We start from the raw sequence: 25,494 nt of genomic DNA, 5'->3' as shown, positions 1-25,494 counted from the left end.
ATGGGATATTTTTTTAAAACATTGATGTTAATCACTTTTACAGTCCACTCCGGTATTTTAAAAGCGCAGGAGAATAAGAAATTCAATACAAAATCAATAATAGATAAAAATAATATTGAGCATGCAGAGGATAGCCTTTTAAGAATAATAGATAACAATATTTATTATTCTTATTATTCGCCATCATATATGAGCAATAAAACGCCGATTTTTACAATGCTCAAAATTGATTTAGATTGGAATGGTAAAGTAACCGGGATTCATTTTTCAGATAGTGCTGATTCTGTTTTCGTAAAATCATATTTCAATAATCCACGAAATAGGGACATAAAAAGCACTTTCGAAAAATATGCCCGGCTAAAGGCATACTCAAATATTTCGCTATTAATACCTGTAAACTATCAGCCGGAATACCCAAACCAGAAAAAGATTTTCTCGTATGAAGAATTAGAGAGGAGCTTAAAGTTTAAAAATCAGTATTTTATTGGAAATTCAGTAATGTTTTCTCCTATAAATATTAAAGTTCTTACAAAGGGCAATATGTAACCAAACGTAATTATTAATCGACTTAAAAATATCGAATTAATAAAATTTGCATTGATTGACATACCATGTTATGTGTACATCACAAAACCCGAATGATCCGGGTACCGGCGGTACCCCGCACCGCCCAATCCTTGTGATACGCCGGTTCCGCCACTACCTACAAACCCAAATCCGCCCTCAACACCAAATCAGCCGCCGGTGCCGCCTGTACCTTTAGCAATACCTGGGCATATTGCCATTAACAATGTACCGGGTGGTGGTGGTTTCCCACCGCCAACGGATGAGGATGACCCGTGCCCGGAGCTACAAGATGTCATTAATAATATTAAAAATCAATGCTTAAAAGCAATGGTTGATATAGCAATTCAAAAAGACATTAAATTTGATCTTAATAATTCAATGAAATCAATTTTTGATCAAAACACCGATTTTAATTTGAATTTTATCGACGCCGCACCAAATAGTTTCAGTAAGCCAACAGTGGATGGTGATACTCATATAGATCACTCCGGTTCTACTAAATTAGCGAACGGCAGAATAATGCTTCAGTCTATGGATCTAAGCATTAGAATGAATACTAATTTAGCTACTGGATCAAAAGAATATGTAGCGGCAACTATTATGCATGAGGCCCTCCATGCGTATTTAGATTTTAGTCAAACTATTATAAATCAGCATATTGATATAGCGACAAATTATATAAATTCAATGCAGCAGCAGTTGTTGAATATGTTTCCATCTACACTTACACCTGATGATGCATTTGCGTTAGCATGGGGTGGTTTAAAAGATGATGCAGTAACTTTATATTCCCGTCTTTCAACCGCTCAAAAAGACAATATTACGATTGCTAACAAAAATTTCAAGTCGGGAGCTATGGGACAGCCATGCACACCATAATATTTAATACTATGTTAAAGAAAAGTTATACTATCTTATTGATCCTGTTATTACCTATAATCAGTAAGTCACAGTCACATCCTGGTGTACAAGCATTCACAAAATTTGTATCAAAAAATTACCGTTTGCCCGAAGAATTGAAAAGCAATTGTGAATGGATGTACGCAATTGTAAAAGTGAAAACAGACAACCATAATAGAATTATCAAATATGAGTTCGTAAACAAGCCGACGGAAGGAATGAAAAAACCTTTTGATTTTTTAATCGGTTATCAGTTTCCAAAAGCAACCAAAATAAACGGGCATCCAATTATATTTTATTTAGGCATTGATAATTTGGAAATTTGTAAAGAAAAGCCTGGTGATAAAGTGTTTTATGCCCCTAACGATGTAGTTTCTACCATTACATCCTATATGCAAAAGATATTGCGTGACGATCCTAAAACGATATTTGTACCTAATTTAGTTTTTATAGGATATCCACCTTCTCAACGTTAAAATTATGTTGATACACGCACCATATGCAGTTTAGGTAGCCCTTTTCTGTAAATGTCACGTTATGTGGCGTGCGATGCCGCGAGAACGGTGCAGGTGGGCAAAACGTAAAAAAGGTGGGGGATAAAAACAAATTGGTGTTGAAGGGATTGCACAGCCCATAACTTTAACGTTAACGTTAAAAACGATGCCGCACACTACGGCATCGTTTTTTGTTAGCATAAATTGTAATTTGGCCTCAACAATTACTCCTAACCGTGATGAAGCCTTTTTTAACTACCATAATTTTAACTGCTGCTACTATCGCGGCGTTTAGCCAGCAAAAGCCAATGCCGCTTTACCCTAATGGTGTGCCAAATTCAAAACCTACCCCGGCTACCTATAAAGAAACTATTAATGATACCTATTGGATAACCCATGTAAGCACCCCTACGCTTACGGCTTACCTGCCCGAAAAGGGCACAGCCAACGGTACCGCGATTGTGATATGCCCGGGTGGGTCGTATGCAGGGCTGGCATCGGCGCACGAGGGTTTCCAGGTGGCACAAGCCTTTAATAAAATTGGCGTTACCGCGTTTGTGTTAAAATACCGCTTGCCGAGCGACAGTATTATGATTGATAAAACCATAGGCCCTTTGCAGGATGCGCAGCGCGCTATACAGATGGTTAGGCAGGGCGCAGCCAAATGGGGCATAAACCCCAACCGGATAGGTATTATGGGCTTTTCGGCGGGAGGGCACCTGGCATCAACCGAAGGGACACATTTTGATAAGGTAGTTATTGATAACCCGGACAATATCAGCGTTAGGCCCGATTTTATGATGCTGATATACCCGGTGATCACTTTTGGCGAAAAAACGCATGCCGGTTCGCGCGAGAATCTGATAGGGAAAGACGCACCTCAGCAGATGACAGATCTTTATTCGAACGAGAAGCAGGTAACCGCCAACACCCCGCCAACCTTTATCGTGTTTGCCGAAGACGATGATGTGGTGCCGGTTGAGAATGGCCTGATGATGTATAACGCCTTGCTGAAAAATAAAGTGAAAGCAGCTTTACACATTTTCCCCGAAGGCGGGCACGGCTTTGGCATGTTTAACCCCAAAAGCAAGGGCCTTTGGTTTGATTGGGCCAAAACCTGGATGGGCGATAACGGATGGTTGAACAGATAGTTGTTTGTTGAGGTTGTTTTACTTTAAAATGGAACAAAGTCAACAGGTTTAATAATTGTCAATCAATATTTTAAATATGGAACGATTGTGCCTGTGAACCTCGGATTTACGCTTCCGGTATTATAAACAGGTTTAGCAGTTCGTTCAGTTCATCCACTTTCTCTGATGATCCCAGGTGCTCGTAGGCGCTAATGAGGTTACGCAGTACGCGTTTAATAATGTCGGCATTTGAGCAGGGCTCGTAAAACTGTTTATCGAACTGCAGGTTAAGCTGTTTCAAAAACATATCCACATCCCGGCGGCCGAATATAAATCCTTTATTAAACGCGTTGATGTAGAACAAAATACCGCCTTCAAACTCGCTTTCGCGGCTTTCGTCAAGGTAGGCCAATATAAAATGCTGTGGCAGGTTTACCCCGTAAACCGGGATATCCAGTTTTTGAGCGATGATGGAATAAATAATAGCCAGCGATATCTGGTTGCCCTTTTTGGTTTCCAGCACCTGGCTTATGTAGCTGTTTTGAGGGTCGCGGTGGTTGGTGGTATTGCCGCTAAAACCATGTATGCTGTAAAAAACATGGTTCATCAGCTTAACCTGCTCAACCGGGCTGGCCTCGTTCATCATCTGTATCCAGATATCGCGCTTAATAGATTCTATCTGGTTAATAACCTTTTGCTCGTCAAGATCGGGGTATTGGTAGCGGTTAATGATCAGGATGCCCTGCAGCAGGTCGAAGGCTCCGCTTTGGTGCCAAAGCTTCAGGTCGTTTTTTACGGTGCCGAATTGTATCTCGTGCACCAGGTTGGCAATACGCTCCTGCTGTGTAGGGTCAAAGGCCTGTTCAAAAGCGCTTTCAAGGTAAGTAATGGCCTCGGTGCCGTACGACAGCAGCTTTTCGTGCACGTGCCCGTATATTTCGGTATCCGGGTCGTCCAGTAAACGGATTAATGAATTTACTTCTGTAGGATTAATCATATCGCTTCATGCTAAAATACTAAACGTTTTAATATTTTTACAGCTATGTTCAATTTAACGTTTGCAAGGGATTTTCTGTTGCACCAGCTTAAGTCAAAAAACCGTCATGGTTTGCACTCGCCGTTTGTATACCGTTTGGTAGATGAGGTTATTTACGATAAGAGACATTACCCTGCTTACGATAGCATTGAACAGCAGCGCGACCATCTGCTGGTTGACGACCGCCAAATTACCGTTACCGACCTGGGCGCTGGCTCGCATGTAAATAATAATAAACAGAAAAAGATAAGCGATATCACCCTAAACGCGCTTAAACCACCCAAACTGGCAAAGTTGCTTTACCGGCTTGCTGCCTTTACTAACCCAACAAGCGTTGTTGAATTAGGCACCTGCTTAGGTATTACCACGCTTTACCTGCAGGCAGCCGCGCCCGATGCAAAAGTGTATACCTTAGAGGGCTGCCCGCAAACTGCAGGTGTTGCCAAAGATGTATTTGAAAGGGCGGGAGCAAAGGACATCAACGTAATAACCGGGAATTTTGACGATACCATGCCCGGTGTTATAGCCGGGTTGGATAAACTTGACTTTGTGTATATAGACGGCAACCACCAGCGCGATGCCACCCTGCGGTATTTTGAATGGTGCCTGCCCAAGGTACACGAAGGCACCATGCTGATATTTGACGATATTTACTGGAGCGACGGCATGAAACAAGCCTGGGCGCAGATAAAAGCTCACCCGCAGGTAACCGCCACAGTCGACCTGTTTTGGATAGGCCTGGTGTTTTTTAAACCGGGACAAGCAAAGGAGAATTTTAAGATAAAAGTGTAGTGGATGTGCGGATGTAGCTTCGATTGTTTCTTTTAGGTTAATTAGAAATGAAAATCAGGTAGTTTTACGTATTGTTTGTAAGGCAATAATGCTATATTTTTACGAAATACTTTAACTATCACATGAAAAGACTTTATCCAAAAAGCATTATTTTAAGGTTGTGTATAGCCCTTATTGCTTTGTGCGCTTTAATTTATGGTTGCCGTAAAGAGATAACAAACAGTAAAGAATCCACATTAAATACTGATCCCGCTGTTCCCGATGCCAAAACCTGGTACGAGCGTACTTTCCCTGTTATGGGCGGCAGCAATCAAACCGTTCATACAAACGGCAACGGTACCGGATTTGACTTGAGCCAAAAGGTTAAACCCGACTGGCCGCACGCCACCCGCTATACCCGCTTGGGTAAAGATGTGATAGAGATGCCTATTTGCCCGGATAGCAAGTTTAAAAGCATACTAAAAAAGAAGATCAATAACCAGGCTTACAGTAAAAGCTATACTCGTAGTTCATATTTGCTGTTAAAGGATGTAAAAGGTTACAAAGCCTATATCATGACGATTGTTGCCGATTCATCGTACATTAAGGGCGATCCCGGCAAATTAGCAAACAATACCTACCGGCAGCACGATGCAGATTTTAGCGGGCTGGTATTATATTTTACCCCGAAAGGTAAATATCTTAACGGTTACGCTTACAAAAATGGGCAACTTGTGGAATCAGGATCGGCGGTGCAATCACAAGGCAGAACAAGGGTTCAATTAGCGGAAAGATGTATCGATTGGTACTACGATGTTTATGTAAACGGCGTATTTGTTGGTTCGATTTACTTATATACCACCTGCAACACCCCAAACCCACAAGATCCAGGATCAAGCGGAAGTCCTGCACCCCCAAATAGATGCGATACACAAGGACCGCTATCGCCCTCAACGCCTAATTCGCCATCAACCCCATCCGTTCCTACGGCGCTATCGGGCCATGTAGTTGTTAACAATGTACCGGGCGGGGGCTTCCCCCCACCAACTGATGAGGATGATCCTTGTGATAATGTGCCGTCATCGTCACTTCATCCTATCTTTGGTATTAATAACTCGAATGCAATAATACCTGATGCTAACTTCGATGATCTTTTGAATTATCTCGACACTAAAGGCATTTCCTATTCCAATCCTTATAATGTTACCGTAACAATCAACGGCATTCAATATAAAGGCCAATATACTGATATATATAATCCTGATGGTACGGTCGTACATTACTTTAGCCCAGATATAAGTAGTGGCCCTTTCCAAATCGGAATGGAATATGCAATAGGTACAAGCCCGGTTAGTTCTAATACAGTCAACACAACGATCAGCATGGATTTCGGAGCAGTTAGGGTAGGTAGCCCTTCATCCTATTTAGGTAATGGGACAGTTACTTATGCTCCACTGGGTGGCAGTGGCGGTGCGTTGTTAACCGCTGCCCAAAGGCAGCAATTGGAAAGTTCCGATAACAGCCGTCTTTTACAATTGCTCCAGCAGGAAGATGCTGCAGATGACGCGGCCGCAGGCCCCTGCCATGGCACAGCTCGTAACGGTAATGTTAAATGGCCAGGCACTCTCGAACATTGGCTGATACAATTTGATTATATTGCCAGCAACCCATTGTCATTAAAGGAATATTATGTGCCGGGCTCAAGCGGTAAACTTAATGGTAACCCCGGTTATGCAGATATTGCCAACCCTGTTACAGGTGAGATGTTCGAAATAAAACCAGATAATACTGGCGGACAAAGCGCTGGTGTAGCTGAAATACAACTTTATGTAACGAAGGCCAATGCTTTATGCCCAAGGGTGGTTGGTGGGGGATGGTCTGCAGGTGGGAATTATCCATCCCGTAGTTTACCAGATCCTAAGAATCCGGCAAATCTTTTAATCTCACGTTTGTTCAGTAATGGTGTAATTGTTTATGCCTCTAAACCACGTAACGGATTACCGCAGCCAGTTCCTATAGTCCTACCTGAAAATCTTTTAGAAAAACTAAAAAAATTATTCAGGCAAATTAAGGAGAATCCAAACAACATGCAGCTGCAAATTATCGCTTTCGTTCGGCAAAACCCCAAAATCATACCCTATCTTAAAAGCGCAGCTGCGGTAGTTGTTATTGGCACCATTCTAGAGGATATTGCAAGTGATGGAGCGGGTGTTTTAGATGATTGGCAAAGCTTTTTAATAGCAAGAGCACTTTGGCGGGTTAGCAACGGAATTGTTATAATTTGATGTGATTTAATAAATATATGCGTACATTATTTGTAGATATTTCGACATTAGCTTACGATTTCAAAAACAGATACAATAAAACTATTTCTCATGAATTTGCAAATTGTGCAGATGTACAGTTGACAGCCCTTTTTGAATTAAAAACCGGAATTAAAATCAATAAACAGATTTCCATTGCCACAAGACCAGAATGGGAGTTTTTTACTGAAATAGGAGAAGTTTCTAAGGTAGCCTTCTCTATTTATATAAACCATAATTGGAATAATATAACCGTGCTTTGGAAATCAAAATCTGGTCGTGTTTACCGACTGGAAGACACCGATATTGACTGTAATGACATTGAGTTTTGGTTTGATGGGTTGGATGTAGCTTTGATATACCAGCAAATGTATCCGAATGTGAAGTTGCCATTCAAATTAAAAGATTTGAGCTATGAATTAATTGTCGCCCGAATTAATATGGATTGCACAATGCAAATACAATTAAAACCGGAGTACCTGAGCGACGTCGAAAGCATCATGGGTGAAATAGATGATTTCATTGCTGCTTTTAATGAAAATTCGGAAAAGAAAGGCCGGACGCATGGCGTAATCCATAACTGGAAGCCAAGGACAGAAAGCGGTAAGTTAATTTATGATATTGACCTTGGATCAACCGGGCCATATTTTTTTAAGAAACTTTTACCGCATTTATCAAGTATGAATTATTTTACAACCGTAGAACTTTGTTAAACTAAGTTAGTATATATCTAAGGCAATATCGTACAGTTTAATGAAATCCAATATAGTTTTACACAAGGGGAACCATGTCGTTTAATGACCTGCTTTAAAACGCTTCGCCCAACCCCACATATACACCGCTTTGCCTGCTTTCGCCGGGGCGTTTTTCGCCAATGCCGTAATCTACGCGGATGCTGAGGCCTTTTTGCACGTCGAAGAAATAACGCAGCCCGCCACCGTAGTTTGGCTTTAGCTGGCTGGCGCTAAACTCCTTGTTAAATACCTCGCCGGTGCCTAAAAAGCCTACTATGCCAAAACGTTCGCTCATGCGGTAGCGCAGTTCGGTTTGGCCGGCTATCAGGTTGCGGTCGCGGAAACGGCCGTTGTAGTAGCCGCGCATCATCTCGTCGCTACCCAGGGCGGGCAGCAGGTAAAACGGTGATTGACTGCCCGTCATGTTCTGGCTTTGGATATCAAACCCTAAAACAAAACGCTTGCTCAGGGCAAAAAACTGGGTGAACTCTACATTTAAAAAGCCGCCTTTGTAGCTGCTGTTACCGCCAACACCGTTCATAATATTAAAATAGCTGGTAAGCGTTGTGCCTTTGGTGGTATAGGTATTGTTGTTGCGGCTATCAAAAATAAAGGTAGGGCCAATATAGAATATAGAACCGCCATGCTGGCCTTCTATGATAGGGTCGGTGGCAAAAATCCCTGCGCTTTCCTTGTCGTTAAAGCGGTAATCATACCCACCGCCAACCAGGCCCATATAAATGTTGCTGCTTATCTTTTTTTCGGCGGTTAGGTTAACCCTTATGCGTTTTTGGCCCAGGCGGTCGGCATCGGCTTTGGCAGTATTATTACCTATCCCATAAAAATCGAAGGGGAAGTTAATGTACCCCACCTGGCCCGTAAAATGATAATTATTATGTGGCGCCCAGTAGCTGCTGCTTAAATTCAGGCGACTTTGGCCCTTGGTGGTCAGGGTAGCGTAGGCAAAAATGTTCGATACGCGGGTATCGTTGCCCAGCGTATCGGTATAAAATGAGTATAGTGCCGAACCGCCTGCCTCCAAACCGGTTTCGGGGGCCGAACTGATCACTGGCAGCACTACAAAGCTGGCTTTTTTGGTGGTATCTTTTTCAAAATACATTTTGCGGATAAATTTTGGCAACAGCTTTACCTGGGCAAAAGCAGGCTGGATGAGTACGGAGAATAATACAATGGTGGCAAGTTTCTTCATAAGCGATATGCCATAAAGGTATATTTAAAGCACTTGTTTTACCGAATTTGTAATTTAAAATTCTGTTGTGCCCAAAATACCTACTTTTGCAAAATAATAAAGAGCAATTAATATGAGCACATCAAGAGGCCCTATATCTCAATTCATCGAGAAAAATTACCTGCATTTTAATGCAGCGGCATTAATGGACGCAGCCAAAGGTTACGAAACGCATTTAACCGAAGGCGGCAAAATGATGGTGACCATTGCCGGCGCCATGAGCACCGCCGAATTGGGTATTTCGCTTGCCGAAATGATACGCCAGGGTAAAATAGATATTATATCATGTACAGGTGCCAACCTCGAGGAAGACATTATGAACCTGGTGGCGCACTCGCATTACAAGCGCGTGCCACATTACCGCGATCTTAGTCCGCAGGACGAGTGGGACCTGTTAGAGAATCATTATAACCGTGTAACTGATACCTGCATCCCCGAAGAAGAAGCGTTCCGCCGTTTGCAAAAGCATATTTATAAAATATGGAAGGATGCCGATACCGCGGGCGAACGTTATTTCCCGCATGAGTTTATGTATAAGATATTGCTAAGCGGCGAACTGGAGCAGTATTATGAGATAGATCCGAAAAATTCATGGATGCTGGCGGCCGCCGAGCGTAACCTGCCTATAGTTGTACCGGGCTGGGAAGACTCTACCATGGGGAATATCTTTGCATCGTACGTGATGAAAGGTGAAATAAAGGCAACCACCATGAAAAGCGGTATCGAATATATGGCCTGGCTGGCCGATTGGTACCCAAAAAACTCAGGCGGTAAAGGCCTTGGCTTTTTCCAGATAGGCGGTGGTATTGCCGGCGATTTCCCGATTTGTGTGGTGCCTATGCTTTACCAGGATATGGAAATGCAGGATATCCCTTTCTGGAGTTACTTTTGCCAGGTGAGCGATTCGACCACATCATACGGCTCGTACTCGGGCGCGGTACCGAACGAGAAAATTACCTGGGGCAAGCTGGATATCCATACACCCAAATTTATTGTCGAGAGCGATGCTACCATAGTTGTGCCGCTTATATTTGCCTGGATATTGAAACAATAAGGCGAGATATGAAGAGCCCTGCAAAAACAGCAGGGCTCTTTTATTAAGTGTAAACCGGTTAGTTTTAAGCCATGTTAAAACCGCCCGCGCGATAACAGAATAGCTTCCGGTTAATTTAAACATGCAGCCAGCCACCATGCAATACCGCTGATCATGGTTTGTGGGATTTTAACGGTTATAGCTAAAACAATAATTAATATTTATAAGTATAACAAGTGGCAGCTTTCTGCTTAAGTATCAATATTTTACAAAAAAGGCCTTCAGCGTTATTTAAACGGCTTTTATCAATAATTTAGAACGATTATAAATTAGATATTGCTGTCATTATATTGTCAGCGATACTGTAATAAGTTATACTTTTGTGCCTGAAAAAGTGGCAAAAACATACAACTCTACGTCCGTTTAACACTTTAATATAAAATTATTTAGCATAAATACCTTTTATGAGAAATATCTCATTGATTTTTAAACAGTTTTCAAGGTCGGTTTTACTGGTTGCCGGTTTGGTTGTTTACGGGGCTACGGCCCGGGCGCAAGCAGATGCAGCAAAAGGTGAAGCTATATTTAAGGCCAAATGTACCGCGTGCCATAAAATAGATACGCGTATGACAGGCCCGGCCTTAGGCCCGCAGTTAACATCTGAAACAGATGATGCATACCTGACCAAATGGATACAGAACAGCCAGGCGCTGGTTGCAGCCAAAAACCCAAAAGCGGTTAAGATCTTCAACGAATTTAACCAGGTTACCATGACCTCGTTTGAAGAGCTTAGCGATGCCGATGTAGGTAACGTAATAACTTACGTACGTACAGAGTGGAAAAAAATGCAGGATGATAAAACAAAAGCACCTGCAGGCGGCACCGCTACTGAAGCAACCGGCCCAAGCAGTTTGGTAGTATGGGGGCTTTTGGGTGTTATCGCTATAGCGTTCATCGTTATCCTGGTATTAAACAAGGTTATTGCAACGCTTGAGCGTTTGTTGCTGAACAGGCAGGGTTTACTGCTGGAGGAGGAAGAAACTACAACCGAAGAAGCCAAAGCCAACCGTTTGGCAACCGTTAAAAAACTGCTGAAGAACAAAAAGCTTGTATTCTTTATAGTGCTTTGCGGTACCATTGCAATGGGCAGCTTTAGCTGGGTAACCATGTGGAACACCAACGTGCACCAGGGATACCAGCCGGTACAGCCTATCAAATACTCTCATGAGCTGCACGCGGGTGTAATGAAACTGGAATGCCAGTACTGCCACACCGGCGCGTTCAAATCAAAGAACGCTTCGATACCGTCGCTGAACGTTTGTATGAACTGCCATAAATCGGTTAAAACAGAGTCGCCCGAGATCCATAAAATTTACGATGCTTTGGGTTACGACCCCAACACCGCTAAGTATGATAGCACTAAAGCAAGGCCTATACAGTGGGTACGTGTACACAACCTGCCCGATCTGGCTTACTTTAACCACTCGCAGCACGTAAAGGTTGGTAATATAAAATGCCAAACCTGCCACGGCCAGATCCAGGAAATGAAGGAAGTATACCAATACTCGCCGCTTACCATGAAATGGTGTATACAGTGCCACAAACGCACCGAGGTTAACGGAAAAGGCAACGCTTACTATGATAGCATACTTGCTACCCACGATAAGATCAAAAAGGGTGAAAAGGTTACCGCGGCTGTTTTAGGCGGTATTGAGTGCGGCAAGTGCCACTATTAATAAATTTGGAACACAACATTACAGTTTATATAACTTAAATGGATAGCAATAAAAAATACTGGAAAGGTTTAGAAGAACTAAACAAAAGCCCAGAATTTGTTGAGAAAAATAAACACGAATTTGCAGAGCCTATTCCTATTGAAGAGGTTTTAAGCGGAGGTGGTTTATCGTCGAAAACTCCTCGCCGCGACTTTTTAAAGGCGCTTGGCTTTGGTGTAGGTGCTGTTACTTTAGCGGCTTGCCAAAAAGTACCTGTACACAAATCAATCCCATACTTAATAAAACCTGAAGAGGTAACGCCGGGTGTGGCCAGCTATTACTCATCAACCTATGATGGCAGCGCTATACTGGTTAAAACCCGCGAAGGCCGCCCTATTAAAGTTGAAGGTAACCCTAACGACCTGTTAGGAAAAGGCGGATTAAGCGCGCAGGCGCAGGCATCGGTACTTGAGTTGTACGATACCAGCCGTATTAAAGACCCGCAGCAAAATGGCAGCGACAGCAGTTGGGCAAGTGTAGATGCTTTTGTAAAAAACGAACTTGCAGCTATAGCAGCAAGCGGTAAAACAATAAGCATTGTTACATCAACCATCCACAGCCCGTCAACACAGGCGGTAATTGCCGATTTTATATTAAAATATCCTACTGCCAAGCACGTTAGTTACGATGCGGTATCATACACCGGTATTATAAAAGCTAACCAGAACAGCTTTGGTAAAGCCGTATTGCCGCATTACAATTTTCAAAATGCTGATGTTATTGTAAGTTTCGGTGCCGATTTCCTGGGTACGTGGATATCTGGCGAAGAATTTAGCCGCCAGTACGTATCAAACCGCAACAATAAATCGCTTGAGGCTAAAAAGATGTCGCGCCACATTCAGTTTGAGAGCGGCATGAGCATGACCGGCACCAACGCCGATGTGCGTATAGCTATAAAGCCATCTGAAGAAGGCCCGGCGCTGGTTAACCTGTACAACGCATTATCAGGTACGACGCTGCCAGGTTCAAAAAAATTAACCACTGCCAACGCAGATAAAGCCATCCAGTTAGTAGCAACCGAACTTAAGGCAGCCAAAGGCCGTGCCCTGGTGGTTTGCGGATCGAACGATGTTGCCACCCAGGTATTGGTAAATGCCATTAACTCCCTGTTGGGCAGCTACGGCACTACTATTGACCTTGACAATCCGTCTCGCCAGTACGCCGGTAACGATGGTGATATTGTCGACTTTGTAACCCAGGCCAAAAACGGATCAGTGGGTGCAGCGATATTCCTTGATGCTAACCCTGCTTACGATTATCACTCGGCCGATGCGGTTAAAGAGGCATTGAAGAATGTTCGCCTTAAAGTGTCGTTGTCTGATCATGCCGATGAAACTACAGCGCTTTGTAACGTAGTTGCACCAAACCATCACTATTTAGAGTCGTGGGGCGATGATAGCTCGGTTGAGGGTTACTACACTGTTATGCAGCCAACCATTAACCCGGTTAATAATACGCGCCAGGCCGAACAAAGCCTGTTGATATGGAGCGATAACGCGGTTAAAGATTATTACACCTACGTTAGAAATAACTGGAATAACAACCTGTTGGCCAAAGGCGGTTTATCTGGCCAGGCCGGGTGGGAAACCTTGCTGCAAAAGGGATTTATACTGGCGCCAGCCGTTGCTGCCGGTAGCTATACCTTTAACCTCGACCTTAATGCGGTTGCGCAAACGATATTAAGCCAGAGCGCCAAACTGGTTGCAGGCGATAATAAGTTTGAACTGCAGATTTACCAATCAGTTGGTATGCGCGATGGAAAAAAAGCTAACAACCCGTGGTTACAGGAAATGCCTGATCCGGTATCGAAAGTTACCTGGGACAATTACGCTGCCATGTCTCCGGCGGATATCAAAAGGTTAAGTCTGGAGGAATTTGAGTTAGTAGAGATAGAAGCTAACGGTTATAAAGTATCATTACCAGTATTATCACAACCCGGGCAAGCCGCCGGTACGGTATCGGTAGCTGTTGGTTATGGCCGCACTGCAGCCGGTTTGGTTGGTAATAGCGTTGGTAAAAACGCATATCCTTTTCATACCTTCCGCAACGGTACGTTCCAAACTACCGCTGTGGCAAGCCTTAACGGAACGGGCGACCTTTTCCCGCTTTCGCAAACACAAACGCACCACTCAATTGAGGGCCGCAACATTATACGCGAAGCCACCTTTACCGAGTACAAGAAAAACCCTGCAATAAACAGCGGAAGCGAAGGCGAGCACGAAAAATATGACTTGTGGGAAAACACCAACGAAGATCATATCCACGCGCGCCCTGTTTACGATTGGGTTATGGCTATTGACCTTAACGCTTGTACCGGCTGCGGCGCTTGTATTGTAGCATGTAACGCTGAAAACAATATACCCGTTGTTGGTAAAGACGAAGTTGGCCGCCGCCGCGAAATGCACTGGATACGCATTGACCGTTACTACAGCTATAACGATGATGGCAACGGAAGCGCAGTGACCAGGGAAAGGGATATCGCCAAGCTTGACGACCTGACCAATGTTACCGTTATTCATCAGCCGATGCTATGTCAGCATTGCGACCACGCACCGTGCGAAACGGTGTGCCCTGTGTTGGCTACCGTACACTCAAGCGAAGGTTTGAACCAAATGGCATATAACCGTTGTGTTGGTACACGTTACTGCGCAAACAACTGCCCATATAAAGTGCGCCGCTTTAACTGGTTTAACTACTGGAACGACAGCCGCTTTGATAATTACCTGAACAACGAGCATACACAATTAGTACTTAACCCTGATGTTACTACCCGTTTCCGTGGGGTGATGGAAAAATGCTCGATGTGCGTACAACGTATACAGGCAGGTAAGTTACAGGCTAAAATAGAGAAGCGCCCGCTAAGGGATGGCGAAATTAAAGTAGCCTGCCAGCAAACCTGTTCGGCAAACGCTATTGTATTTGGTAACCGTAACGATAAAAACTCTGAAGTTTATAAAGCTTTACAAAGCGAGCGTACATACTACGTGCTTGAAGAGCTTAACACTAAACCAGGTATTGGTTACCAGGTAAAAGTTAGAAATACATCATCTGAATTACAGGCTTAATTATACAAGAGATATATAACATATGGCATCTCACAACGAATCGATAATCAGGGAACCGTTAATGACGGGCAAGGATATTACCTACGCCCAAATTACAAACGATATATTGTTGCCTGTTGAAAATAAACCCAATAAGGCCTGGTGGATAGGCTTTACATTAGCCTCGTTAGGCTCGTTGTTATGGGTAGTATCTATCAGCTATACTTTTTGGTTTGGCTTAGGTGCTTGGGGATTAAATAAAACGATAGGCTGGGCCTGGGATATTACCGGTTTCGTGTGGTGGGTAGGTATCGGTCACGCCGGAACCCTTATTTCGGCAGTACTATTGCTGTTCCGTCAAAACTGGCGTAACTCTATTAACCGCTCGGCCGAAGCGATGACCATCTTCGCGGTAATTTGCGCCGCTACCTACATTGTAGCGCATATGGGCCGCCCGTGGTTAGCATATTTCACTTTACCGCTGCCAAACCAGTACGGTTCGTTATGGGTAAACTGGAACTCGGCGCTGATGATGGACGTATTTGCGATATCAACATACTTCTCTGTATCGTTATTGTTTTGGTACACAGGTTTATTACCCGATATTGCCGCTATCCGCGATCGTGCAACAGGCTTACGCCGCCGTATCTATTCGATCATGTCCTTCGGATGGACAGGCTCCTTAAAAACATGGCAGCGTTTCGAAACTGTATCGCTTATACTTGCAGGTATAGCAACGCCACTGGTACTTTCGGTACACACCATCGTATCTTTTGACTTTGCTACCTCGCTTGAGCCCGGATGGCACACCACCATCTTCCCGCCTTACTTTGTTGCGGGTGCTATCTTCTCGGGTTTCGCCATGGTGCAAACACTATTATTGGTAACCCGTAAAGTATTAGGTTTAGAAAACTATATCACCATGTTCCACATCGAATCGATGAACAAGATCATCTTGTTAACCGGTTCAATTGTTGGCGTGGCTTACCTTACCGAGTTCTTTATTGCATGGTACTCTGGTAGTGAATATGAGCAATATACGTTCCTGAACAGGTTTATTGGGCCATATTGGTGGGCCGGCTGTATGATGTACGGCTGTAACGTTATCATGACCCAGGTAATGTGGTTCAAGAAAGTACGTACCAACATAGCGCTTTCATGGGGTTTCTCTATCATCGTGAACATAGGTATGTGGTTCGAGCGTTTTGTGATCATCGTAACCTCGTTACACCGCGATTACCTGCCATCAAGCTGGGCAATGTTTTATCCAACCTGGGTAGATGTTAGCGTGTTTATCGGCTCTATCGGTATATTCTTTACCATGTTCCTGTTATTCATCAGGGTATTACCATCGGTAGCCATTGCCGAGGTTAAATTACTGCTGAAATCATCGAGCGAGCAGGCTAAGAAGAAGCTGATCGACGAAGGGCACCTTGATCCGACTGAAGTTCAGTACTACAAAGAGTCGTTAACTAAGTATGATAGCGTAAACATGGCTGATTACGAAAAAGTATAAAAATGAGCAACACTAAATTTATATTGGGCCTTTTTGATGATCCTGACGATATGATGCAGGGTATCGATAATCTGCAGAAAAATAGCATCCCTATTTACGATGTTTATACACCAATGCCTATACACGGTATCGAAGCCAAAATGGGCGTTAAAGAATCGAGATTAGGATACGCGGCATTTTGCTTTGGCTGCCTTGGCGGTACAGTAATATTCAGCATGATATATTATATGCTGGTGCACGACTGGCCAATGAACGTAGGTGGTAAGCCGAGCTTTGCCATACCAAACTTTGTACCTTTTACCTTTGAGTGGACCATATTATGGACTGCCTTTGGTATGACGTTAACCTTTTTTGCCGCAACGCATCTGTTTCCGGGCCGAGCCCCGCGTGTAATGGACCTGCGCGCAACCGACGACCGCTTTGTTATAGCGGTTGATGCAAAAGGCAACGTTCCGCACGAGGATATAACCAATTTATTAAAACAAGCAGGAGCAGTAGAAGTAAAGCATAACGAAAGGAAATATGTTAGCTATGAATAAATTAAGAATATTGGGCACAACGGTTTTCGTTATCGCTGCATCGATAGTTATTACATCGTGTAAGGATAAGCGCAGTACCGGTTGGGAATACGCTCCCAATATGTACGAGCATATCGCTTATGATCCTGACCAGGCCAATCCAAACTTTAAGGATGGTAAAACCGCTCAGGTGCCGCCCGCAGGTACTATACCTATCGGCTTTAAGCGTTTTGATTATCCGAACACTAAAGAAGGATACGAAAAGGCAGGCGCCGAGGTAACCAGCCTTATAGCCCAAACCCCTGCTAATTTAGCAGAAGGCAAGGCGTTATTTACAACCTTTTGCTCGCCATGCCATGGTGTAACCGGGCAAGGTGATGGCGTAATAGTACAACACGGCTATCCGCCGCCGCCGTCATACTCAAAAGGGCAATCCTCTCGTGGTGGCGCAATGAAAGACCTTACAGACGGGAAAATTTATCATACTATAACTTATGGCGTTAACGCTATGGGGTCTTACGCTTCGCAAGTATCGCCCGACGAGCGCTGGAAAATAGTTATGTATGTACACCATTTACAAAATTTATAAGAATTATTTTTAATGAAAACTCATAATAGTTTTGAAGAAAGATTTGAATTCACCGGCAAATTAAAAACATTTAGCCTGGTTGCAATTGTAATTGGTGTTTTGGCTTTAGCTTTTGGCTTTATATTTGGCGGCGGCGAGCATATCCAGCGTACATACAGTAACCTGTTGCTAATGTCGTACTACTTTGTTTGCGTTTGCATTGGCGGTGTGTTCTTTAGCGCTTACCAGTACGTGTCGCAGTCTGGCTGGTCGGCAGCATTATTAAGGGTGCCGCAGGCATTGGGCAGGGTGTTACCTTTTGCGAGCCTTATTTTGCTTATAGTAGTAACCGCGGGTTTGTTCCATACGCATGAAATTGTTGGCGAGGACGGTAAAAAAGAAATGGTGCCATATTTATATGCCCATTGGGCGGCGCACGGCCTTACTACCGCAGGCAGCGAAAACTTCGACGCGGTAATTGCAGGTAAGTCGGCGTTCTTAAGTATTCCATCGTTTTATGCATTGGTAGTTTTATTGTTAGGATCGTACAGCTTTTTAGGCTGGTCGATAGCAAAAAACTCTGCCGATGAGGATACCACCGGCAATATGGTGAATTACAAAAAGAACTTTAAGTTATCCGTTATATTCCTGGTAGTGTTTGGCTTTACATTCCCTTTATTAGCCTTTGGCGTAATCATGTCGTTAGAAGCGCATTGGTTCTCGACCATGTTTGGCTGGTATAACCTTGCTGCTGCACACGTAATGGGTGTAGCTATGATAGCCCTGATCATCATATATGTACGCAAAAAAGGCTACATGAATTGGTTGTCAGAAAATCACCTGCACGATTTGGGTAAGATCATTTTCGGTTTCTCGATATTCTGGACATATGTATGGTTTGGTCAATTCTTCCTTACCTGGTATGCAAACATCCCCGAAGAATCGGCTTACTTCTATATCAGGTGGGAGCCTGAGTTTAAGTGGTGGTTTTGGGTAAATATTGTGTTAAACTTCCTGGCGCCGCTGCTGATGTTAATGTCGCGCGATGCAAAACGTTTAGAAACGAGGATGAAATGGACTTGTGTTGTGTTGATTTGCGGCCACTGGCTGGATTATTACCTGATGGTAATGCCGGGCACCGTAGGCCCTAAAGGCGCAGGTTTTGGTGTAGAAGAGATAGGGCTGTTTTTAGGATATGCCGGTATGTTTACTTATCTGGTGTTTACACAGTTAAGCAAATTCACGTCGCTGATACCTAAAAAACATCCATTCCTGGAAGAGAGCCTGCATCATCACATATAATAATTGTTAAATTTGCAACCGGATACAGCAATTCAAATAACCAATAAAATGGGATTCAAAAATTTAATAAATTCTAAAAAAATACTTTCGCTTTTAGCTGTGTTTATGCTTTTGGGCACAAGCATGCTTTTTGCCCAGGGTACAGAATCAGCCGGGGCTGCCGCATCGCCTGCTGCCGATGCAGTTAAGGATAACGGTTTAGCGACTGCCGGTTACTACATCCTGATCTTCCTGGTAGCTTGTTTCATTATCGGGATTGTTGGCAAAATACTGCGGGTGTATGATCTAACCCAGCAAATACAAGGCAAACAGCCAATCAACTGGAACAATGTAATGGGTGTTTGCTGCCTGATATTCCTTATTGCCGGCGCATACGGCGCATACTGGGAGTTTACCGTTCATGGCAGCATGATATTGCCCGCTGCGGCTTCAGAGCACGGCGTTAAGATAGACGAAATGTTTTGGACCACAACGGTTTTAACCATGATCGTGTTTGTGATTACGCAGGTATTGCTGTTCACCTTCCTGTTCAGGTATCGTTATAACGCCAAACGTCGCGGCCATTTTTATCCGCATAATAATACCATCGAAAAAGTTTGGACTATTGCACCGGCTATTGTGCTAACTATCCTGGTGATCTTCGGGTTCTTTACCTGGCAAAAAATCACTGATAACGTTGATGCCAAAGGCGAACCCGCTTCAATCAATATCGATATTACCGGCCACCAGTTTGCCTGGGAGCTGCGTTATCCGGGTAAAGATGCGCGTTTAGGCTCAACCAATTACAAACTGGTAAGCGGTATCAATAAACTTGGGATAAACTTTAAAGATAAATATAGCTACGATGATTTGCAGGCCGATACCATGGTGATACCGGTACGTAAATCAATCAGGTTGAACATACACGCACAGGATGTTATCCATAGCGTTTATATGCCGCATTTTCGCGTACAGTTGAACGCGGTGCCGGGATTACCTACCTATTTTAAATTTAAGCCTACAATTACTACAGCAGAAATGCGTGTAAAATTGAATAAGCCGGATTTTGAATACGAAATTTTGTGTAACAAAATTTGCGGCGGCTCGCACTACAATATGAAAAAGATTGTGCGTGTGGTATCAGAGGCCGAATACCAGGGATGGTTGGCTCAGCAAAAACCATATCTTACCGATAAGGTAAAACAAGCATTAAATTTTGCTGCAGAAAAGAAAGAAGTACAACCCAACAGGTTAGCGTTAAACAATTAATACAAAAAGATTAGCGAGTATGTCAACATTATCAGTTCAAGATCACGGCGTAGTTCATCACGAAGACGATCACGGACAACATCATCATAAAGCAACGTTCCTGAATACATACGTATTTAGCCAGGATCACAAGATGATAGCCAAGCAGTTCCTTATAACAGGTATCACAATGGCGTTCATCGCTATGATGTTATCTATCCTGTTCAGGATCCAGTTAGCCTATCCGGATAAATCATTCCCTTTGATGGAAACATTATTAGGACGTTTTGCACCGGGCGGCCGTTTAGATTCTAACTTTTACCTGGCATTGGTTACCATACACGGTACCATCATGGTGTTTTTTGTATTAACAGCCGGCTTAAGCGGTACTTTTGCCAACCTTTTAATACCATTGCAGGTGGGTGCCCGCGATATGGCATCGCCCTTTATGAATATGCTTTCATACTGGTTTTTCCTGATAGCCAGTGTTGTAATGCTTTCATCGTTCATGATACAAAAAGGCCCTGCAAGTGGCGGGTGGACCATATACCCTCCGTTATCAGCCTTGCCTAAAGCCATGCCCGGTTCGGGAATGGGGATGACGCTTTGGCTTATCAGTATCGTATTCTTTGTTGCATCGTCGCTTATGGGTGGTATCAACTACATCAGTACGGTGCTAAATATGCGTACCAAAGGCATGGATTTGTGGAAAATGCCTTTAACCGTTTGGGCATTGTTCCTTACTGCTATATTAGGGGTGTTATCGTTCCCGGTATTGGTTGCGGGCGTTGTATTATTGATATTTGACCGCAGCTTTGGTACCAGCTTTTATCTTTCGGATATTGTATTGAACGGTACACAGATACAACCTTACGAAGGTGGTAGCCCTATCCTGTTCCAGCACTTATTCTGGTTCCTGGGTCACCCCGAGGTGTATATCGTAATTATGCCTGCAATGGGTATCTCGTCCGAGGTTATGTCGGTAAACTCGCGTAAACCAATTTTTGGTTACCATGCAATGGTTTACTCGCTTATCGGTATCACCGTACTATCGTTCATCGTATGGGGCCACCATATGTTTGTAACCGGTATGAATCCGTTCCTGGGTGGTGTATTCATGATCACTACCCTTATCATCGCGGTTCCATCGGCAGTAAAAACCTTTAACTGGCTGGCTACATTGTGGCGCGGTAATATCCGTTTTACCTCGGCAATGCTATTTGCTATAGGCATGGTGTCGTTCTTTATCTCCGGTGGTTTAACAGGTATATTCCTGGGTAACGCCGCGTTAGATATTAACCTGCACGATACTTATTTTGTGGTTGCCCACTTCCACCTTGTAATGGGGTCGGCCGCTATATTTGGTATGCTTGCGGGCGTTTATCACTGGTTCCCAAAAATGTTCGGCCGTATGATGAACGAGCGCCTTGGTTACCTGCACTTCTGGTTAACGTTTATAGGCGCTTACCTGGTATTTTTCCCTATGCACTTTATGGGGTTAGATGGTGTACCACGCCGTTACTACGCGTTCACCGAGTTTGAATCAATGAAACAGTGGTTATCTGTAAATACATTTGTTACATGGGCGGCAATTATGTCGGGTGTGGCGCAGCTTGCTTTCCTGTTCAACTTTATACACTCTATTTTCTGGGGTAAAAAGGCCGAACAAAATCCATGGCATGCCAACACCCTGGAATGGACAACACCGGTTGAGCATTTACATGGCAACTGGCCGGGCGAAATTCCAACTGTTTATCGTTGGCCTTACGATTATAGCAAGCCCGGTGCCGAAGACGACTTTATACCACAAATAGTTCCGCTTTCGCAAACCATGAGCTCAAACCTTCCGCATGACTTTGAGGATAACCCTACAGGGTTGGAAGAACATATGAAATGGGCAAATACTCAAAAGAGTAACGAAGAGGTAAAATAATATTTTATACTGATCTGATCTTTTAGGGTAGTTGTTAAAGTACTAAGTTTTTAAGTCTGATGTTTTAGGTCAATAGTTAACACTGTTGACTTAAAACTAAGTACTTAAGGCTTACGCTTAAACAGGTGCCCTAATTTTTTAGAAATATTTAAATGAGCATAAAGGCATCCGGTAATACATTTCTAAAAGTCAACCTTATAACCATCATTGTACTTTTTGTACTGATACTGGCTGGCGGGGTTGTGCGCAGTACCGGATCTGGCATGGGGTGCCCCGATTGGCCAAAATGTTTCGGGCGTTATGTGCCGCCAACCAACATAACCGAATTGCCCGCAAATTATAAAAAAGTATATGCGGATAAGCGCCTGGCCAAAAACCAAAAGTTTGCAAAAATGCTTGACGTTTTTGGTTACAGCCAATTGGCTGTGCGTATACGTAACGACAGGTCGATCCTGGTTCCTGAAGAATTTAACAGCGCCCGTACCTGGACAGAGTATGTAAACAGGCTGATAGGCGCCGTTTCGGGCGTGTTACTGTTGCTGTGCGCAATCTTCTCGTTCAGATATCGCAAAACCAGTAAGTTGATTGTAGCGCTCAGCATATTTAATGTTTTGCTGGTAGGTTTTCAGGGATGGTTAGGCTCTATAGTGGTATCAACTAACCTGGTTGCATGGATAGTTACCGTTCACATGCTTATAGCGCTTGCGATATTGGCTATCAGTATTGCCACTTATCATATGGCAAAGGTGCAGGGGAGGTATAAAGTTCAGCGCAAGCCGTTTGTAGCGATAGTTACGGTTGTGGTTTTAGCTATCAGCATTTTGCAGATAACTTTTGGTACCGAAGTGCGCGAAAGGATCGACGCGGTTGCCGGCCATTTGGAAGGCAGCTATCGCGAAAGCTGGGTAACACGTGCCGGCGACATATTTGCCCAACACCGGGATGTGGCTATAATAGTATTGCTGGCAAACCTGGTTTTATACGTGCTGATTCGCAAGGGCTTTAACAGGCACTCGATACAGCAGCAGTTAATGAGTTTTGCTTTTTTAATGATAATGCTGCAGATAGTTACCGGTATATTTTTATCGTACTGGGCATTACCGCCGTTTGCGCAGGCATCACACATTGTATTGGCAAGTTTACTATTTGGCGCCCAGTTTTATTTACTGTTAAATTTATTTAGTTCGGTTAACGTGCAGGGGGCAGGCAAATGAGGGATTTTATAAAGCTGGTTAAGTTACGCTTGACATTGCTTGTGGTTTTTTCGGCCTCTATATCATTTATCATTGCGGTAAAGGCTAATGGGGGCAACACCTGGGGCTCGCTGTATAGCACAACCATGTGGATAAACTGGCTAAAGCTTGTTGTAGGTGGGTTTTTAGTTACCGCTGCGGCAAATTGTTTTAACGAAGTTATAGAGGTTAACCTTGACAGGTTGATGAAACGCACGATGGACCGCCCTATGCCCGCCGGCCGCATGACCACCGGGCAAGGATTGGTGTTAGGTTTAGGAATGGGCGTGGCCGGTACTTACCTGTTAGGTTCGTTAAATGTTTTAACAGGCTTGTTATCGGTCTTTTCAATAATATTATACGCCTTTGCATATACGCCGCTTAAACGCAAATCGCCGGTGGCGGTATTTGTTGGGGCAATACCGGGGGCATTGCCGGCATTAATAGGCTATGTTGCAGGGCAGCCCCACGGGCGTATAGATGAAATAGCGCTTATATTGTTTGCTATACAGTTTGTTTGGCAATTCCCGCATTTTTGGGCTATAGCGTGGGTGCTTGATGATGATTATAAGTTAGCAGGCTTCCGCTTATTACCTTCGGGTAAGCGCGACAGGACAAGCGCAGTTATCACCTTTGTAATAACATTGGTATTATTGCCCGTAAGCCTGCTTCCATATTTAAACCATAATGCTGGTATCGTTCTTGCGATAGTATCATTAATAATGAGTTTAATATTTGTATACCAGGCATTTAATTTATTGCGAACGCTTGAAATTAGCAGCGCGCGTAAATTAATGTTTGGCTCGTTTTATTATCTGCCGGTTGTGCAGTTGCTATTTTTATTTGATTTTGTAGGAAAATGATTACTCAGATGCAGCAAGAAGATAGATATGATCTGGCGCCTAAAAGGTTTAATATGTGGATATTCATATTCACCTCGTTTATGTTTTTTGCGGCGTTAACCAGCGGGTTTATTGTTTATGCGGGCGGCAGTTCTGCGCATGGCATGAACATTAAATTGCCCGGTATTTTTACGTACAGTACAGTAGTAATTGTACTGAGCAGTATAACCATGTTTTTATCCTCAAAAGCCACCCGTGCTTTACAGTATGGCAAACAACGGTTGTACCTTTTACTAACCATACTTTTAGGGCTTGTATTTTTTGCCATCCAGGTATACGCGTGGCTTATACTTTTGCCGGGTATGGGGGTTTACTTTTCTAACCCAAACGCATCGCAATCGTTCATATATGTATTTATATGGATGCATTTAATACACATTTTAGCCGGCCTGTTGTTATTGGCAAATACGCTTTGGCGTAGTTACCGCAGCATAGCGCAGGTTAAAAATTTACACAGTATGCAGATGTCTGCTATTTTTTGGCATTTTGTCGATATAATATGGATTTATCTGTATGTTTTTTTACTTTTGAACCAACAATAAAAACACATGAGTGCACAATTATCACCTATTGATGAAGTAAAAACCACGCCGTGGTCCGGAGGCAAATCGCCATTTAATGTTGAGTATGGTAAAATGATGATGTGGTTTTTCCTCCTGTCGGATGCGTTTACCTTTTCATCGTTACTAATAGCCTATGGCTCATTGCGTTTTAGCTCTAATAGCTGGCCCGCTGCCGATCTTATCTTCCAGTCGGTTCCCGGCATGATAGATCATGGTGCACCGCTTGTATTTGTGGGCTTAATGACGTTTATCCTGATCATGAGTTCGGTAACCATGGTGCTGGCAGTAGAAGCAGGGCACCGGATGGCAAAGAAGGAAGTAGTAACCTGGATGATACTCACTATAATAGGCGGGTTTATGTTTTTAGGTTGCCAGGCGTTGGAGTGGTCGCACTTACACCACGAAGGCTTTTGGTGGGGCAGTATCCCGCACGATCTGAAAGAATACTTTCACGAAGGGGCACCACTGTCAACCACCTACACGCAGCAATTCGCGAATTTGTTTTTCACCATAACAGGTTTCCACGGGTTCCACGTATTTAGCGGCGTTATCATTAATATCATTATAACAGTGAACGTATTGTTAGGTACTTACCAAAAACGCGGCAGCTATTTAATGATAGAAAAAGTTGGCCTTTACTGGCACTTTGTAGACCTTGTTTGGGTATTTGTATTTACTTTCTTTTACTTAGTTTAAA

At 43.5% G+C, this 25,494-nt stretch carries 22 protein-coding genes; 20 read left to right on the top strand and 2 right to left on the bottom strand.

Annotated features, from left to right (window positions below; translation table 11 throughout):
- The 4 genes from HDC91_RS11810 to HDC91_RS11795 all read left to right on the top strand — a co-directional run bounded on the left by HDC91_RS11810 (window position 1) and on the right by HDC91_RS11795 (window position 3,112).
- Window positions 1-546 carry a hypothetical protein gene (locus tag HDC91_RS11810; protein ID WP_183552341.1) on the top strand — a complete coding sequence of 182 codons (546 nt, stop codon included), beginning with the start codon at window positions 1-3 and terminating at the stop codon, window positions 544-546.
- Between the two features lie 198 nt (window positions 547-744).
- A complete protein-coding gene (locus HDC91_RS11805; RefSeq protein ID WP_183552339.1) occupies window positions 745-1,446 on the top strand; it encodes a hypothetical protein in 702 nt (233 codons plus the stop codon).
- Between the two features lie 11 nt (window positions 1,447-1,457).
- On the top strand, window positions 1,458-1,943 hold the full coding sequence (locus HDC91_RS11800; RefSeq protein ID WP_183552336.1) for a hypothetical protein: 486 nt from the start codon (window positions 1,458-1,460) through the stop codon (window positions 1,941-1,943).
- Window positions 1,944-2,200: 257 nt separating this feature from the next.
- The gene (locus HDC91_RS11795; RefSeq protein WP_183552333.1) at window positions 2,201-3,112 is read left to right on the top strand and encodes an alpha/beta hydrolase; all 912 of its coding nucleotides are present in this window, start codon (window positions 2,201-2,203) and stop codon (window positions 3,110-3,112) included.
- 106 nt (window positions 3,113-3,218) lie between these two features.
- Here the strand turns inward: HDC91_RS11795 and HDC91_RS11790 are convergent, their stop codons facing one another.
- Complete coding sequence (locus HDC91_RS11790) at window positions 3,219-4,088, bottom strand: transglutaminase-like domain-containing protein (protein WP_183552330.1); 870 nt, start codon at window positions 4,086-4,088, stop codon at window positions 3,219-3,221.
- Between the two features lie 45 nt (window positions 4,089-4,133).
- On the opposite strand from HDC91_RS11790, the gene HDC91_RS11785 reads away from it, so the two are divergent.
- The 3 genes from HDC91_RS11785 (at window position 4,134) to HDC91_RS11775 (ending at window position 7,914) form a co-directional block, all read left to right on the top strand.
- The gene (locus tag HDC91_RS11785) at window positions 4,134-4,919 is read left to right on the top strand and encodes an O-methyltransferase (RefSeq protein ID WP_183552327.1); all 786 of its coding nucleotides are present in this window, start codon (window positions 4,134-4,136) and stop codon (window positions 4,917-4,919) included.
- Window positions 4,920-5,215: 296 nt separating this feature from the next.
- Window positions 5,216-7,183: a hypothetical protein gene (locus HDC91_RS11780; protein ID WP_183552325.1), complete on the top strand. Its 1,968-nt coding sequence runs from the start codon at window positions 5,216-5,218 to the stop codon at window positions 7,181-7,183.
- 17 nt (window positions 7,184-7,200) lie between these two features.
- Window positions 7,201-7,914, top strand: coding sequence for a hypothetical protein (locus tag HDC91_RS11775; RefSeq protein WP_183552323.1), 714 nt, complete (start codon window positions 7,201-7,203; stop codon window positions 7,912-7,914).
- A 94-nt stretch (window positions 7,915-8,008) separates the two neighbouring features.
- Here the strand turns inward: HDC91_RS11775 and HDC91_RS11770 are convergent, their stop codons facing one another.
- Window positions 8,009-9,145 carry a polymerase gene (locus HDC91_RS11770; protein WP_183552321.1) on the bottom strand — a complete coding sequence of 379 codons (1,137 nt, stop codon included), beginning with the start codon at window positions 9,143-9,145 and terminating at the stop codon, window positions 8,009-8,011.
- Between the two features lie 112 nt (window positions 9,146-9,257).
- Between HDC91_RS11770 and HDC91_RS11765 the strand changes: the two genes are divergently transcribed.
- From HDC91_RS11765 to HDC91_RS11705, 13 genes are all read left to right on the top strand, one after another.
- Window positions 9,258-10,238, top strand: coding sequence for a deoxyhypusine synthase family protein (locus tag HDC91_RS11765; protein WP_183552319.1), 981 nt, complete (start codon window positions 9,258-9,260; stop codon window positions 10,236-10,238).
- A 443-nt stretch (window positions 10,239-10,681) separates the two neighbouring features.
- Window positions 10,682-11,953 carry a cytochrome c3 family protein gene (locus HDC91_RS11760; RefSeq protein ID WP_183552317.1) on the top strand — a complete coding sequence of 424 codons (1,272 nt, stop codon included), beginning with the start codon at window positions 10,682-10,684 and terminating at the stop codon, window positions 11,951-11,953.
- 38 nt (window positions 11,954-11,991) lie between these two features.
- Entirely contained in the window at window positions 11,992-15,057 is a 3,066-nt protein-coding gene (locus HDC91_RS11755; protein ID WP_183552315.1) for a TAT-variant-translocated molybdopterin oxidoreductase, read from the top strand.
- A 22-nt stretch (window positions 15,058-15,079) separates the two neighbouring features.
- A complete protein-coding gene (gene nrfD / locus HDC91_RS11750; RefSeq protein ID WP_162429657.1) occupies window positions 15,080-16,552 on the top strand; it encodes an NrfD/PsrC family molybdoenzyme membrane anchor subunit in 1,473 nt (490 codons plus the stop codon).
- 2 nt (window positions 16,553-16,554) lie between these two features.
- The gene (locus tag HDC91_RS11745; protein ID WP_162429656.1) at window positions 16,555-17,091 is read left to right on the top strand and encodes a DUF3341 domain-containing protein; all 537 of its coding nucleotides are present in this window, start codon (window positions 16,555-16,557) and stop codon (window positions 17,089-17,091) included.
- Window positions 17,075-17,659: a cytochrome c gene (locus HDC91_RS11740; RefSeq protein ID WP_183552302.1), complete on the top strand. Its 585-nt coding sequence runs from the start codon at window positions 17,075-17,077 to the stop codon at window positions 17,657-17,659. The genes HDC91_RS11745 and HDC91_RS11740 overlap by 17 nt, the downstream gene beginning before the upstream one ends.
- Window positions 17,660-17,671: 12 nt before the next feature.
- Entirely contained in the window at window positions 17,672-18,940 is a 1,269-nt protein-coding gene (locus tag HDC91_RS11735) for a quinol:cytochrome C oxidoreductase (protein ID WP_162429654.1), read from the top strand.
- Window positions 18,941-18,988: 48 nt separating this feature from the next.
- Window positions 18,989-20,188 (top strand): cytochrome c oxidase subunit II, encoded by a 1,200-nt coding sequence (locus HDC91_RS11730; protein WP_162429653.1) that lies wholly within the window; start codon window positions 18,989-18,991, stop codon window positions 20,186-20,188.
- 19 nt (window positions 20,189-20,207) lie between these two features.
- Window positions 20,208-22,100, top strand: a complete 1,893-nt coding sequence (locus tag HDC91_RS11725; RefSeq protein WP_162429652.1) for a cbb3-type cytochrome c oxidase subunit I — start codon at window positions 20,208-20,210, stop codon at window positions 22,098-22,100.
- Between the two features lie 152 nt (window positions 22,101-22,252).
- On the top strand, window positions 22,253-23,314 hold the full coding sequence (locus HDC91_RS11720) for a heme A synthase (RefSeq protein ID WP_183552300.1): 1,062 nt from the start codon (window positions 22,253-22,255) through the stop codon (window positions 23,312-23,314).
- The gene (cyoE, locus tag HDC91_RS11715; protein WP_183552298.1) at window positions 23,311-24,195 is read left to right on the top strand and encodes a heme o synthase; all 885 of its coding nucleotides are present in this window, start codon (window positions 23,311-23,313) and stop codon (window positions 24,193-24,195) included. Before HDC91_RS11720 ends, cyoE begins: the two co-directional genes overlap by 4 nt.
- Window positions 24,196-24,203: 8 nt before the next feature.
- Window positions 24,204-24,776 carry a cytochrome c oxidase subunit 3 gene (locus HDC91_RS11710; protein ID WP_255476712.1) on the top strand — a complete coding sequence of 191 codons (573 nt, stop codon included), beginning with the start codon at window positions 24,204-24,206 and terminating at the stop codon, window positions 24,774-24,776.
- A 6-nt stretch (window positions 24,777-24,782) separates the two neighbouring features.
- Window positions 24,783-25,493 carry a cytochrome c oxidase subunit 3 gene (locus HDC91_RS11705; RefSeq protein WP_162429649.1) on the top strand — a complete coding sequence of 237 codons (711 nt, stop codon included), beginning with the start codon at window positions 24,783-24,785 and terminating at the stop codon, window positions 25,491-25,493.
- The last annotated feature ends 1 nt before the right edge of the window (window position 25,494 follow it).

It is taken from the genome of Mucilaginibacter sp. AK015 (assembly GCF_014200785.1).
Lineage (GTDB): Bacteria > Bacteroidota > Bacteroidia > Sphingobacteriales > Sphingobacteriaceae > Mucilaginibacter.
This window is presented reverse-complemented; position numbering and strand designations above follow the sequence as displayed.